General features: G+C 58.1%; 11 protein-coding genes. 1 reads left to right on the top strand and 10 read right to left on the bottom strand.

Annotated elements, in window-relative coordinates:
* Positions 1-31: 31 nt before the first annotated feature.
* From secG to uvrA, 9 genes are all read right to left on the bottom strand, one after another.
* Positions 32-280, bottom strand: a complete 249-nt coding sequence (gene secG / locus I6E60_RS08515; RefSeq protein ID WP_197124689.1) for a preprotein translocase subunit SecG — start codon at positions 278-280, stop codon at positions 32-34.
* A 46-nt stretch (positions 281-326) separates the two neighbouring features.
* Entirely contained in the window at positions 327-1,124 is a 798-nt protein-coding gene (gene tpiA, locus I6E60_RS08510) for a triose-phosphate isomerase (RefSeq protein ID WP_197179702.1), read from the bottom strand.
* Positions 1,112-2,329, bottom strand: coding sequence for a phosphoglycerate kinase (gene pgk / locus I6E60_RS08505; RefSeq protein ID WP_197179701.1), 1,218 nt, complete (start codon positions 2,327-2,329; stop codon positions 1,112-1,114). Before pgk ends, tpiA begins: the two co-directional genes overlap by 13 nt.
* A gap of 12 nt (positions 2,330-2,341) precedes the next feature.
* Positions 2,342-3,349 (bottom strand): type I glyceraldehyde-3-phosphate dehydrogenase, encoded by a 1,008-nt coding sequence (gap, locus tag I6E60_RS08500; RefSeq protein ID WP_197179700.1) that lies wholly within the window; start codon positions 3,347-3,349, stop codon positions 2,342-2,344.
* Between the two features lie 108 nt (positions 3,350-3,457).
* Positions 3,458-4,084 (bottom strand): superoxide dismutase, encoded by a 627-nt coding sequence (locus I6E60_RS08495; RefSeq protein WP_197105652.1) that lies wholly within the window; start codon positions 4,082-4,084, stop codon positions 3,458-3,460.
* A gap of 110 nt (positions 4,085-4,194) precedes the next feature.
* The gene (gene whiA, locus I6E60_RS08490) at positions 4,195-5,175 is read right to left on the bottom strand and encodes a DNA-binding protein WhiA (RefSeq protein ID WP_197105653.1); all 981 of its coding nucleotides are present in this window, start codon (positions 5,173-5,175) and stop codon (positions 4,195-4,197) included.
* 45 nt (positions 5,176-5,220) lie between these two features.
* Positions 5,221-6,096: an RNase adapter RapZ gene (gene rapZ / locus I6E60_RS08485; RefSeq protein ID WP_197124682.1), complete on the bottom strand. Its 876-nt coding sequence runs from the start codon at positions 6,094-6,096 to the stop codon at positions 5,221-5,223.
* Positions 6,097-6,117: 21 nt separating this feature from the next.
* Complete coding sequence (gene uvrC / locus I6E60_RS08480) at positions 6,118-8,067, bottom strand: excinuclease ABC subunit UvrC (protein WP_197179699.1); 1,950 nt, start codon at positions 8,065-8,067, stop codon at positions 6,118-6,120.
* A 17-nt stretch (positions 8,068-8,084) separates the two neighbouring features.
* A complete protein-coding gene (gene uvrA, locus I6E60_RS08475) occupies positions 8,085-10,958 on the bottom strand; it encodes an excinuclease ABC subunit UvrA (protein ID WP_197179698.1) in 2,874 nt (957 codons plus the stop codon).
* An 80-nt stretch (positions 10,959-11,038) separates the two neighbouring features.
* On the opposite strand from uvrA, the gene I6E60_RS08470 reads away from it, so the two are divergent.
* The gene (locus I6E60_RS08470) at positions 11,039-12,184 is read left to right on the top strand and encodes a glycosyltransferase (protein ID WP_197179697.1); all 1,146 of its coding nucleotides are present in this window, start codon (positions 11,039-11,041) and stop codon (positions 12,182-12,184) included.
* Here I6E60_RS08470 and uvrB read toward each other — a convergent pair.
* Positions 12,138-14,210 carry an excinuclease ABC subunit UvrB gene (gene uvrB, locus I6E60_RS08465; RefSeq protein WP_197124674.1) on the bottom strand — a complete coding sequence of 691 codons (2,073 nt, stop codon included), beginning with the start codon at positions 14,208-14,210 and terminating at the stop codon, positions 12,138-12,140. The two genes, I6E60_RS08470 and uvrB, sit on opposite strands and share 47 nt — an antisense overlap.
* Positions 14,211-14,255 lie beyond the last annotated feature (45 nt).

Raw genomic sequence — 14,255 nt, 5'->3', positions numbered from 1 at the left:
GTGTTCCTTCGTTTGCTAAAACTGGAGGTTCTTAGGCGCCGTCGAATTTGGTGATGAGACCAAGAACTACGATGCAGCTGATCCACACGACGCCCAGAATCACCGTGATGCGGTTCAGGTTGCGTTCTGCAACACCCGATGCGCCAAGATTGGACGTGGTTCCCCCGCCGAACATGTCGGAGAGACCTCCACCGCGCCCGCGGTGAAGAAGGATGAGAAGTGTGAGCAGCAAGCTCGTAATGCCGAGCAATACCTGCAGCACAACTTGGAGAATTTCCACAAAGAACCTTTCGAACAGGCCGTTCCGGCCTCGAACAGTATAACGGCTAGGTGCCGACGTGCTTGGAGAAGCGCGAGATGCTGGCGAATTCCGCCACATCAAGGCTTGCACCGCCCACAAGAGCGCCGTCGATATTGGGTTCGCGCATGAGACTCGCAATGTTGCCAGACTTCACGGAACCGCCGTAGAGGATTCGTGTGGCCGCAGCGACATCGTCGCCAAGCACCTCGGCGAGCGTTTCGCGCAGTCGCGCTGCAACTTGCTCGGCCTGTTCCGGCGTCGCGGCCTTGCCCGATCCGATGGCCCAGACGGGCTCATACGCAATGACGAGTTCCGGCGTGCCCGATACCTCAGCGAGTCCAGCTTTCAGCTGAGCGACGGGAACGGCGCTAGGGCCGTGAGCTTCAAGATCATCGGCCGTCTCGCCGACGCACAATACCGGCACCAGTCCGTGCTTCACAGCTGCGGCGACCTTCCGAGCAAGTTGCTCGTCAGTCTCGCCATGCATCGTGCGACGCTCGGAGTGTCCAACCAGTACATAGCGGCAGTCGAGTGAGGCCAAGAATGCGCCCGAGATTTCTCCCGTATACGCGCCTGAATCGTGTTCCGAAAGATCTTGGCCACCGAAACATACCTCAAGCTTGTCGGCGGCGACGAGGGTCTGCACCGATCGCAGATCCGTGAAGGGCGGGAATACCGCTACCTCTGCCCCTTCAACACCAAAGTCATGGTTCGCGTCTTTCAACGTCCATGCCAGCTTCTGTACGAAAGCGATCGACTGAAGATGGTCAAGATTCATCTTCCAGTTTCCCGCGATAAGTGGGACGCGCTTTACCTTTGCCATCCGAGTACCTCCAGTCCGGGGAGCTGCTTGCCTTCGAGGAACTCGAGGCTCGCACCGCCACCCGTAGAAATGTGACCAAACTGGTCGTCGTCAAAACCTAATGCGCGAACGGCTGCAGCAGAATCGCCACCACCGACAACGCCGAATCCATCTGTCTCAGTGAGCGCTTGCGCGACTGCTTTTGTTCCTGCCGCAAATGCGGGGAACTCGAACACGCCCATCGGGCCGTTCCAGAAAACAGTCTTGGACGCGCGAATCACTTCCGCGAATCGTGCCGCAGTGTCTGGCCCGATGTCGAGTCCAATACCAGCAGCGCCGAACTCGGTGTCTTCAATCGCATGAGCCGGCGTTACCGTGTGAGCGGCATCCGGTCCGAACGAAGCGGCGACTGCAATGTCTGTCGGAAGAACAATCTCGACGCCCAGCTCTTGAGCCTGGGTGATATATCCCCGCACCGTCTCGAGCTGGTCGCTCTCGAGGAGGCTAGCTCCAACCTTGTAGCCCTGCGCGGCAAGGAAGGTGAAGAGCATTCCACCACCAACAAGCAGCGTATCGACGCGCGGAAGAAGCGCGCCGATGACGTCGAGCTTGTCGGAAACTTTGGATCCGCCCAGCACGACCGTGTAAGGACGCTCTGGGGTGACCGTAAGGCGTTCGAGGACGCCAAGTTCAGTTTCGATAAGCAAACCGGCAGCGCTAGGGAGGGCTTTCGCCAACTCGAACACGCTTGCCTGCTTGCGATGAACTACTCCGAAACCGTCAGAGACGAACGCGTCGCCAAAGCGAGCGAGCTTGGCAGCAAACTCTTCACGTTCCGTCTCTGACTTTGAGGTTTCACCGGAGTTGAACCGCAGATTCTCCAACAGCGCTACACCGCAATCGTCGAGCTCAGCAACCGCTTGTTCAGCGGCGTGCCCGACGGTGTCCTTCGCAAACACAACGGCTTTGCCCAACAGCTCCGAGAGACGCTGCGCGACTGGCTCAAGGCTGTACTGAGCATCGGGCTCACCACCGGGGCGACCCAAGTGAGACACGATGACAACGCGAGCACCCTCATTGATGAGTGCATTAAGCGTGGGCAATGATGCACGGATGCGGCCGTCATCCGTAATCTGACCGTCCTTGAGAGGTACGTTCAGATCACAGCGGACGATTACCCGCTTGCCGCGCAAGTCGGGAAGCGTCGAAAGAGTTCTGAGGCTCATAATCGTTGGATGTTAGAGGCGGGCGCCGACGTATTCTGCAACGTCAACGAGACGGTTCGAGTACCCCCACTCGTTGTCGTACCACGAAGCGACCTTGACCTGGTTGCCGATGACCTTTGTCAGACCAGCGTCAAAGATCGACGAGTGCGGGTCGCCAACGATGTCGGTGGAAACGATCGGGTCCTCGGTGTACTTGAGGATGCCCTTGAGGGGGCCTTCAGCCGCTGCCTTGTATGCAGCGTTGACCTGTTCGATCGTAACGTCAGACGACGTCGTGATGGTGAGGTCAGTGATCGAACCAGTGATGACGGGAACGCGAAGGGCATAACCATCGAGCTTGCCTACGAGCTCCGGAATGACCAAGCCGAGTGCCTTTGCAGCACCCGTCGACGTCGGGATGACGTTCTGTGCTGCTGCACGAGCGCGGCGCAGGTCTCCGTGCGGACCGTCCTGAAGGTTCTGGTCAGCGGTGTACGCGTGGACAGTGGTCATGAACCCGGTGTCAATTCCGAAGTTGTCCATGAAGACCTTGGCCAACGGCGCGAGGCAGTTCGTCGTGCACGATGCGTTGGAGATGATGTTGTGGACGGCGGGGTCATAGACACCCTCGTTGACGCCAAGCACCAGAGTTGCAACATCGTCGCCAGAAGCCGGAGCCGAAACGATGACCTTCTTGGCGCCTGCAGCGATGTGCTTCGCGGCATCCGCCGATTTGGTGAAGTGACCGGTCGACTCAATGACGATGTCAACACCAAGCTCACCCCACGGGAGGTTCGAGGGATCGCGCTCAGCGAAGACCTTGATTGCCTTGCCATCGACGACGATTTGCTCGTCATCAAACGTAACCTCAGCGTCTAGACGACCAGTGATGGTGTCGTACTTGAGGAGATGAGCGAGGGTCTTGTTGTCTGTGAGGTCGTTGACCGCAACAATTTCGATGTTGCTGTCCTTGGCCATCGCCGCTCGAAAGAAGTTGCGACCGATGCGACCGAAACCATTAATACCGATTTTTACGCTCACTGTTGCTCCAGAAAATCAGGCGTCTAGGACGCGTCGTGCTGTAGTGGTGGGGGTGTTGCTGTGGTGGAGACTGGGCTAAAGCCGGGGCCTAACCCGGCCACGATGCCGCTACGAGAGTAGCAGCAGACCGTTTGTCTTCGAGCGCGCTGCGCTGAAGCGGTCCTGAACGTTAGCCCAGTCAACGATGTTCCAGAACGCCTTGACATAGTCAGCACGCACGTTCTTGTAGTCGAGGTAGTAGGCGTGCTCCCACACATCAAGCATGAGGAGGGGAACGATGCCCGCGGGCAAGTTGCCCTGCTGATCGAAGAACTGGACGATGATGAGGCGCTCTCCGATGGAGTCCCACGCCAACACTGCCCAGCCTGAACCTTGTACGCCCATAGCGGTTGCTGTGAAGTGTGCCGTGAACTTATCGAACGAACCGAAGTGGTCGTCGATTGCACTCTCGAGATCTCCGGTGGGCTTGTCGCCACCGTTCGGCGACATGTTGGTCCAGAAAATGGAGTGGTTGATGTGTCCGCCCAAGTTGAACGCGAGGTCCTTCTCGAGCTTGTTCACATTGGCGAGATTTCCGGAATCGCGAGCTTCAGCAAGCCCCGCGATCGCAGCATTCGCACCAGTGACATATGCCTGGTGGTGCTTGCTGTGGTGCAACTCCATGATCATGGCGCTGATGCTTGGTTCAAGCGCGGAGTAGTCGTACGAAAGTTCGGGAAGCGTGTAATCAGCCATCGGAAGTCCTCCTAGGATCGTGATTCCTGCGCCGGCTGGCGAGCACGGTCAGGCGAGATACATCCAGTCTAACCACGTCCATCCGACGCACGTGCCGTATGGAGGGAACGCTAAGCCTCGTCCAACTCAGCGGGAAGGTTTGCTTCAGTACCGGCCACACCCAGGTCGCTTGCGCGCTTGTCTGCCATAGCCAGCAGCCGACGGATGCGGCCAGCAACAGCGTCCTTCGTCATCGGCGGATCCGCGTGGTGGCCTAATTCGTCCAGGCTTGAGTCTCGGTGGCTGAGACGAAGCTCGCCCGCGTAGCGCAGGTGCTGCGGCACGTCATCCCCCAAGATCTCAAGAGCGCGTTCGACTCGGGCACACGCGGCAACAGCAGCTTGCGCCGAACGGCGAAGGTTTGCATCGTCGAAGTTCACTAGACGGTTGGCGGTGGCACGAACTTCGCGACGTTGACGAAGTTCGTTCCAGCTCACGACAGTCGTCTCAGCGCCCATGATCGTGAGCATGGCGCTAATCGCCTCGCCATCGCGAACAACGACACGGTGAACACCGCGAACCTCGCGTGCCTTTGCGGCGACACGGAGTCGACCTGCAGCGCCAACCAATGCCATTGCAGCTTCGTTGCCGGGGCAAGTTACTTCGAGAGCAGCGGAGCGGCCGGGGTCAGTGAGAGAACCGGCGGCGAGGAAAGCACCACGCCAGACAGCCGCCAATTCGCCGCGGCCTCCGGTCGTGACACGGTTAGGGAGACCACGGATGGGGCGCCGGCGGGCATCCAAGAGTCCAGTCTGTCGCGCGAGGGTTTCTCCCCCATCAAGCACGCGAACAAGCAGATTGTTCGTGCGGCGGCCGCCGGAAGACGCGACGCGCGAAATCTCCGAACGAACGCCGTAGAGCTCAGCAATGTCGCGACGCACCCGGCGCGCGAGCAACTCACTTTCGAGTTCCGACTCGACCGCGATACGGCCAGAGATCAAATGAAGACCGCCCGAGAATCGCAAAATTGTCGCGAGCTCTGCAGCGCGCTCAGTCGTCTTGCCCAACTGAATTCGTGCCAGTTCGTCTTTGACTTCAGCAGTTAATGCCACTAACTGGCCTTCCTTCCATGATGACGGTTCCGTTGGATGAGCAATCTATTCTCGTCCGCGGTCCCGATGTTTAATGCTTACGGCGACACCTGGCAGGCCACTAAGAATAGCTGACAGTTCTTCGGCAATGGCGACTGACCGGTGTTTGCCACCCGTGCAGCCGATCGCGATCGTTGCGTGTCGTTTATTCTCGCGTTGGTACCCGGCAAAAACAGGTTCGAGGGCTCGTGCATAATCCGCGACGAATTCCTGTGCTCCGGGCGCCCCGACCACGTACGCACGAACTCGTTCATCGAGTCCGTCTAGCGCTTTGAGCTCGGGAACCCAAAATGGATTAGGCAAGAATCTGCAGTCAGCCACCATGTCGGCGTCTGCTGGGAGACCGTACTTAAATCCGAAGCTCTCAATAGTAATACGTAAACCGGCGTCGCTCTCCGCAGAGAACTTCTCGATGATTGTCATCGCCAATTGGTGAATGTTCAGGTCTGTGGTGTCGATGATGATGTCGCTACTGGAGCGAATCTCTGCCATGCGGGTGCGCTCCGCCGCAATGCCATCAAGCGGGGTGCCCTCATCTTGAAGCGGATGGGGCCTGCGAACCTGCTCGAACCGGCGAACGAGCGCGGCATCTTCAGCATCAAGAAACAGAACACGGAGCGACGTTGAACCGCGGAGAGCTTCTATGGCATTCTGGGCATCCGAGAAAAGCTTGCCGCCGCGCACATCGATTACCGCTGCAACACGTGGGAGCGAGTCTCCGGCACGGTGAGCAAGGTCGACTAGAGGCAAAAGCATCTGAGGCGGCAAATTGTCGACGACATACCAGCCGAGATCTTCTAGCGCGTTGCCGACCGTCGAACGACCGGCGCCCGACATTCCAGTCACGATAAGAACTTCTTGCTGCTCTGTCACGGGTTTCATGGTGGCTTCAGACTACCCGAGCTAGCGCTGACCGAGCTTCTCGATGATCGCCGCCGCTGTTGACTCCCCCACGCCCGGCACTTCGACGATCTGTTCCGCCGTCGCGGCCTTGAGCCTCGCAACAGAACCGAAGTGCTGCAAGAGCGCCTTGATGCGAGATGGGCCGAGACCGGGAACCGTGGAAAGAATCGACGAAATGTCTTTCGAGCGTCGTTGACGCTGGTGAGTGATCGCAAAGCGATGCGCCTCATCCCTGATGCGTTGAATCAAAAACAGGGCATCGCTATTGCGCGGAAGGATCACCGGATAGTCGGAGTCAGGTAACCAGATCTCTTCAAGACGCTTAGCGATTCCAGCGAGTTGGATGCCGGAAACGCCAGATTCTTCGAGAGCCCGCTTTGCTGCCGATACCTGGGGTTGCCCACCATCGACAATGAGCAATTGAGGTGGATAGGCAAACTTGTGCGAGGGAACGACGACATCAGTCGTAGGCTCTGCGGAGTCGGAAGCTGCGGCACCCGGATGCTCAGCATTGAGCGTCTCGTCGGCCGACGTCTGTGCTTCAGCGGCAGTGGGAACGGCGTCTCCCGCGGCCAGATAGGCAAGGCGGCGCTTGAGCACTTGATAGATAGAATCAGTGTCATCGGTGGTCTCAGCAATATTGAAGCGTCGGTAATGCTGCTTTTTGGGCAAACCATCCTCGAACACGACCATCGACGCCACCACGTTCGTGCCCGACAGGTGCGAGACGTCGAAGCACTCCATTCGAAGAGGAGCTTCTGGCATTCCGAGCGCCTCTTGGATATCGGCGAGAGCCTGAGACCGAGCGACGAAGTCACCGCTGCGCTTCGATTTGTAGAGCATGAGCGCGTTCTTAGCGTTTGTCTCCACCGTCTGAGCAAGTGACGCCTTCTCGCCGCGCTGGGCGACCCGTAGTCGCACACGTGCACCAAGCCCGCGCCGTTGCGCAAGCCACTCTTCGAGCGCGGTGCTGTCCTCTGGCAATGCGGGCACGAGGACATCGCGCGGTGGGACGGTGTCGTCGTAGGCATTCTGCAACACCGACTCGACCAGTCCCCCGAGATCGACATCGAGTTCTTTGTCGACTACCCATCCCCGCACACCTCTGATTCGGCCGCCACGCACGATGAACTGCTGGACTGCAGCAGCAAGTTCATCATGCGCAATGCCAAAGAAGTCAGCATCCACGTCTTCAGAGAGCACAATCTGATTCTTTGCGAGAGCTGTCTCCATCGCCCCGATTTGATCGCGATAGCGTGCGGCAGCTTCATAATCCTGCGTAGCGGCAGAATCTGCCATCTTTACTCGGATTGAGTCGAGCATGCGGGAGTCGTTCCCCGCCATGAAGGACGCAAAATCGAGGGCAATCGATTTGTGTTCCTCAAGAGTCACACGCCCTACACAGGGTGCCGCGCACTTACCGATGTCACCGAGCAAGCAGGGGCGACCCGTTTGCTGAGCGCGCTTGTAGACAGACGTGGAGCAACTGCGCATAGGAAATGCTTTGAGCATCACATCGACCGTGTCGCGGATGGCCCACGCCCGAGAATACGGGCCGAAATATCGCGCGTTGGGAAGGTTGCGATTGCGAGTCACTAGCACCCGCGGAACAGGGTCTCCCATTGTGATTGCCAGATAGGGATAGGACTTGTCGTCTTTGTACTGAACGTTAAACGGCGGGTCAAACTCTTTGATCCACGTGTATTCCAGCTGCAGCGCTTCGAAGTCGTTGCCAACTATCGTCCACTCCACGTTGGTTGCGGTGAGCACCATCCGTCGAGTGCGCTCGTGAAGCGTCGTCAACGGCGCGAAATAGTTGCTCAGGCGAGCCCGCAAGTTTTTCGCTTTGCCCACGTAGAGCACGCGCTTGTTGTCGTCGGTAAACCGATAAACGCCGGGCTGATTTGGAATGTCGCCTGCGCGCGGGCGCCACGCAACCGTGTTAGCCACGAGTAGCCCCTGGCGGCCTAGACACGATTGCCACTCAGCACTTCAGCCAAGAACTGACCAGTGTGGCTTCCAGCGACCTTGGCGACCTTTTCCGGGGTTCCGACGGACAGCAACTCGCCGCCTCCAGAACCGCCCTCGGGGCCCAAGTCGATGAGCCAATCGGCGGACTTGATGACGTCGAGGTTGTGCTCGATGACGATGACTGTGTTGCCCTTATCGACGAGCCCGTTGAGCACGAGCAGAAGCTTGCGAACATCTTCGAAGTGCAAGCCTGTAGTCGGTTCGTCAAGCACATAAACGCTTCGCCCCATCGAACGACGCTGAAGCTCGGTAGCAAGCTTCACTCGCTGAGCCTCGCCGCCCGAGAGCGTCGTTGCGCTCTGACCGAGACGAACATAGCCAAGACCAACTTCTTCAAGCGTCTTCAAGTACCGGTGAATGCTTGTGATGGCCTCGAAGAAGTCAGCGGCTTCGCTGATCGGCATATCGAGTACCTCGGCGATATTCTTCGCTTTGTACTTCACCGCGAGAGTGTCGCGGTTGTAACGCGCTCCCCCACACACTTCACACGCGACATAGACGTCGGGCAAAAAGTTCATCTCGATCTTGATCGTGCCGTCACCGGAACAGTTCTCGCAACGACCGCCTTTCACATTGAAACTGAACCGACCGGGAAAGTAACCTCGCGCCTTCGCGTCAGCGGTCTCAGAAAAGAGAGTGCGAATTTTATCGAAGACACCCGTGTACGTGGCAGGGTTCGATCGTGGAGTGCGCCCGATCGGGTTCTGGTCGACGTGCACGACCTTGTCCAGGTTTTCGAGACCGGTGACTCGCGTGTGCTTTCCGGGAATCTGGCGAGCACCGTTCAGTTCGTTAGCGAGAACCTTGTAGAGAATGTCGTTGACGAGGCTCGACTTTCCGGAGCCACTGACACCGGTGACGGCCGTAAACGTTCCCAACGGGAACTTGACGGTGAGGTTCTTGAGGTTGTTCGCCTTCGCGCCCTCGACGACAATCTGACGGGCTTTATCGATCGGGCGACGCTTCTTCGGCGTTTCGATGGCTTTGCGACCCGACAAGTAATCAGCAGTAATCGAATTTGTATTTGTAAGAAGGTCTTCATACGACCCAGAGTGAACGACCTCACCACCGTGCTCGCCGGCGCCCGGCCCGATGTCGACGACCCAGTCGGCCGTGCGAATAGTGTCTTCGTCATGCTCAACCACAATGAGCGTGTTGCCGAGGTTCTTGAGTTTGACGAGTGTCTCGATCAATCGTCGGTTGTCGCGCTGGTGCAGCCCGATGCTGGGCTCGTCGAGCACATAAAGCACTCCAGTAAGCCCGGAGCCGATCTGGGTCGCCAAACGGATGCGCTGCGCCTCTCCACCGCTCAATGTCGCGGCAGCGCGGGCCAAGTTGAGGTAGCTCAGGCCTACTTCCACCAGAAACTCGAGTCGCAAGCGAATCTCACGGAGCACCTGGGCAGCAATTCGCGCGTCACGCTCAGAGAGAACCAACTCATTCATAAAGCCGTAAGCATCAATAAGGCTGAGCTCGCAGATGTCAGAAATGCTGCTATCGGCAACGGTTACTGCCAAGACCTCCGGCTTCAACCGCTTTCCATCACACACGGGACAGGGAATCTCGCGGAGATACGCAGCGTAACGCTGACGTTGCACATCAGTCTCTGCTTCGAGGTACTTGCGCTCGATGTACGGAATCACACCCTCGAACCCCGTCGAGTACTTCATCTCGCGCCCATAGCGGTTCTTCCACTTGACCGACACCTTGAAGTCGTTGCCGCGAAGCACAGCTTCGCGGACATCTTCGGGCAAGTCGCCCCAGGGCGTGTCGAGGGAGAAATCGAGGTCGAGTGCGAGCCCGCCGAGCAACTTCTCGAAGTAGTTGTAAAGACCCTTGCCCGAGTTCGTCCACGGCAAGATGGCGCCTTCGGAGAGACTGACCGAGTCGTCGGCGATGAGGAGCTCTGCGTCGATCGACATGCGCGTGCCGAGACCGGAACATTCCGGACACGCGCCGAAAGGGGCGTTGAACGAGAAGGTGCGTGGCTCGATTTCAGTGAGCTGAATGGGGTGATTGTTGGGGCAGGACAGCTTCTCGGAGAACGAACGCCATGCGGCATCCCCCTCTTCGTCAACGAAATTGATCGCGACGGTGCCGTCAGTGAGCCGCAGCGCCGTCTCGAGCGAGTCGGTGAGGCGAGTGAGGATGTCATCGCTCGCCACCAACCGGTCGACGACGACCGAAATGTCATGTTTGTACTGCTTCTTCAGCTTGGGAGGGTCACTGAGCTGAATGACATCGCCATCCACGATGGCACGGGAATACCCGCTCGAGGCGAGCTCCGCGAACAAATCGACGAACTCACCCTTTTTCTGCGAGACGACCGGACTGACGATCTGATAGCGTGTGCCGCTCTCAAGCTTCATCAGCTGGTCAGCGATCTGCTGGACTGATTGACGTTCGATTTTCTCGCCACACACAGCACAGTGCGGAACGCCGATACGCGCCCACAAAAGTCGCATGTAGTCGTAGATCTCAGTGATCGTGCCGACTGTTGACCGCGGGTTTCGGTTGGTGGACTTCTGGTCAATCGAGACTGCGGGGCTGAGTCCCTCAATGAAGTCGACGTCTGGCCGATCGACCTGACCAAGGAACTGACGCGCATAGGCCGAAAGCGATTCGACATAGCGTCGCTGGCCCTCTGCGAAAATAGTGTCAAACGCGAGGCTCGATTTGCCTGACCCAGAGAGACCAGTGAAAACGACAAGAGAGTCGCGCGGAATCTCGAGGTCAACGTTCTTGAGATTGTGAACCCGAGCGCCACGGACGCTGAGGTGAGAATTAGGGATCGACTGTGCTGTAGTCACACTTCCTATTCTACGGAGGCCACTGACATTGTCTGAACGTACGCCCAGCGCCGAGCGCTCATCACCCGAGATAATGGCGTATGCACATTGCGCACGTCACCAGCTTCTACTCGTCACCAGCGCTACTGCCCTCCAGCGTGGTGCGTTCTCGTGGCTTGGCCTACCAAGCTGCCGGGCATGAGTTCTCGATCATCATTCCTGGAGTCGATTCATCGGTAACGTGGACCGAATACGGAACCGTCGTTACCGTTCCGGCGCGCGGACGAGCGCTTACTCGCGGATTCGTGCCGATCGCCAAAGCTGTGCGCCGCGCTGTGGACACACTCGCTCCTGATCAGATCGAGGTCGCTGACCGTCTCAGTGCACGCGAATTGGGATCCTGGGCACAGCGCAATCGTGTACCCGCAGTGCTGCTCATAGAGGACGGTGCAGCGGAGTGGGCCACCGGACGTACTCCCCTAGGTTTCGACCAGATAGTTCATACCGGTGCGGCGAACTTGGAGCGTCACGGTTCGTGCGGGGCCGAAGAAGCACACTCTCCCGCGATTGCCTCCGACAGTCGCGGGGCTGTCGATCGTGTGCTGAGCGTGCCATCCGGAGTGAACCTCGAAGTCTTTTCTCCTTTGCGGCACAACAGCACGCTCCGCGATTCAAGCGGAGCCGATCTGATCGTCGTGTGTGCGGCACCACTCACCGCCGCTGGTTCCGTCTCCGTCGCGATCGAGGTTGTGCGTGAGCGAGTCTCTCAAGGTGAGGACCTTCACTTGGTGGTGTTAGGAGACGGACCGCTGCGTGCGCGGCTCGAACGAAGCGCACTCGGGATGCCGGTTCAGTTTCTCAGCGCCCACGATCTCACCTTGATCGAGAGAGCAGAAGTCTTTGCAACGGCGGACGTAGCCATCGTGACAACGAGTGGATCGTGGGGACACGCCAGCGCGTTGGAATCGCTCGCGGCTGGTACGCCCACAATTCTCACTACTGCGTGCAATGAACGCCTGGCGTTTGTGGACGGAGGTGGGCTAACGGTAGCTCCGGATCTCACCCACATCGCTCACGCTCTCCGGGTTCTCGTTGACATCCCGGTAGAGGAGCGCAGAAGCGCCGCGAGAAAAACCGCACTCCCCCATGATTCCCTCGCGCAGGAGCGTCGCATGATTTCGCTGCACGAAACCTTGGCGACTATTTCAAATGGCCAGCCTGCTCCATCTGACGCAGTTCCTTCTTGAGCTCCTGAACTTCGTCCCGCAATCGAGCGGCAAGCTCAAACTTCAACTCGGATGCCGCTTGAAGCATCTGTTCGTTGAGATCGCCAATGATATTTTCAAGATCATTTCCGCCGGCGGCAGCGATTCCTTCCCGCGCCAGTTTGGGCGTCGGAGTGCGTTTTTTGCCGTCACGGTTGCGAGTCGCGAGCAGCTCTGCAGTATCGGCGCCCTCACGGAGAAGCGCGTCAGTGATATCTGCGATCTTCTTACGCAGCGGCTGCGGGTCGATACCGTGCTCAGTGTTATAGGCGACCTGCTTCTCCCGGCGACGATCGGTCTCCTCAATCGCGAACGCCATCGAGCGCGTGACGACGTCGGCGTACATGTGCACCTCGCCCGAAACGTTTCGAGCGGCTCGTCCGATGGTTTGGATGAGCGACGTCGATGACCGCAAGAAGCCTTCTTTGTCGGCATCCAGAATTGCCACAAGCGATACCTCGGGAAGGTCAAGGCCCTCGCGAAGGAGGTTGATGCCAACCAGCACGTCATAGACGCCCTGGCGAAGTTCCGTGAGTAGCTCGACGCGACGGAGCGTATCGACGTCGGAGTGCAAATAACGAACCCGCACGCCATTCTCCGAAAGGAATTCGGTGAGTTCCTCGGCCATCTTTTTCGTGAGCGTGGTGACGAGCACTCGCTCGTTCTTCTCGACGCGAAGCCTGATCTGTTCGAGAAGGTCGTCGATCTGACCCTGAGATGGCTTGACCACGATTTGCGGGTCGATGAGTCCTGTCGGGCGAATAACCTGCTCAACAACGGAGTCAGTAATACCCATCTCATATTTGCCCGGAGTCGCAGAAAGGTAGATCTTCTGGCCTGCACGCTCAAGAAACTCTTCCCATTTCAACGGGCGATTGTCGAGCGCACTAGGGAGGCGGAACCCGTGTTCCACGAGAGTGCGCTTTCGAGAGGCGTCTCCCTCGTACATGGCGCCGATCTGAGGCACCGTAACGTGCGACTCATCGAGCACCACGAGAAAGTCATCCGGAAAGTAGTCGAGCAAACAGCTTGGTGGTTCGCCCGGTTGGCGGCCATCCATGTGGAGAGAATAGTTCTCAATGCCGTTACAGAAACCGATCTGCTCCATCATTTCGATGTCGAAGGTCGTGCGCATACGCAAGCGTTGCGCTTCGAGGAGCTTTCCCTGACGCTCCAGCACGCCAAGCCGGTCGGCGAGCTCTTCCTGAATGGACACGATTGCGGTTTTGATTGTTTCGGGGCTTGCCGAATAGTGGGTGCCAGGGAACACCGACACCGAATCCATCTTTTTGACGATGTCGCCGGTCAACGGATGCAGCGAGTAGAGCGCTTCGATCTCGTCTCCGAACATCTCGATTCGGATAGCAAGTTCTTCATACACTGGAATGATTTCAATGGTGTCGCCGCGCACGCGGAAGTTTCCCCGCGAGAAGTCGTAGTCGTTGCGCTGATACTGCATTCCCACGAACTTGCGGATGAGCGTCTCACGATCGATGCGCATTCCCACCTGCAGGGCGATCATCGCTTCGAGGTAGGACTCAGCAGCACCAAGCCCGTAAATGCTCGAGACGGTGGACACCACCACGGTGTCGCGGCGGCTGAGCAAGGAGTTGGTAGTGGAGTGTCGCAGTCGCTCGACTTCAGCGTTGACCGACGAGTCCTTCTCAATGAAGGTGTCTGTCTGAGGAATGTAGGCCTCTGGCTGGTAATAGTCGTAATAGGAAACGAAATATTCCACGGCGTTGTTGGGCATCAGGTCCCGGAACTCGTTCGCCAGTTGAGCAGCAAGAGTCTTGTTATGGGACATGATCAGGGTTGGACGCTGCACCTGCTCGATTAGCCACGCGGTTGTTGCCGACTTTCCCGTGCCTGTGGCACCGAGCAGCACAACATCTGTCTCGCCAGCATTGATTCGCTGAGCTAGTTCGCGAATAGCCTGAGGCTGATCTCCGGAAGGTGAATACTCGCTAATTACCTCAAAAGGACGTACTGAGCGAGTTGGTTCCATACCTCAAGTGTAGGCACCGGCACTGACAACGACCCGAAAACGGAG

It is taken from the genome of Salinibacterium sp. SWN167, from assembly GCF_015864665.1.
Taxonomy (GTDB): Bacteria; Actinomycetota; Actinomycetes; order Actinomycetales; family Microbacteriaceae; genus Rhodoglobus.
The sequence above is the reverse complement of the archived record's forward strand: the minus strand, read 5'-3'. Positions and strand labels throughout refer to the sequence as shown.

Excerpts from the sequence above, each read along its gene's own strand:
- tpiA (WP_197179702.1), bottom strand. The coding sequence starts at position 1,124 with ATGGCAAAGGTAAAGCGCGTCCCACTTATCGCGGGAAACTGGAAGATG.
- I6E60_RS08470 (WP_197179697.1), top strand. The coding sequence starts at position 11,039 with ATGCACATTGCGCACGTCACCAGCTTCTACTCGTCACCAGCGCTACTG.
- uvrB (WP_197124674.1), bottom strand. The coding sequence starts at position 14,210 with ATGGAACCAACTCGCTCAGTACGTCCTTTTGAGGTAATTAGCGAGTAT.
- pgk (WP_197179701.1), bottom strand. The coding sequence starts at position 2,329 with ATGAGCCTCAGAACTCTTTCGACGCTTCCCGACTTGCGCGGCAAGCGG.
- I6E60_RS08495 (WP_197105652.1), bottom strand. The coding sequence starts at position 4,084 with ATGGCTGATTACACGCTTCCCGAACTTTCGTACGACTACTCCGCGCTT.
- rapZ (WP_197124682.1), bottom strand. The coding sequence starts at position 6,096 with ATGAAACCCGTGACAGAGCAGCAAGAAGTTCTTATCGTGACTGGAATG.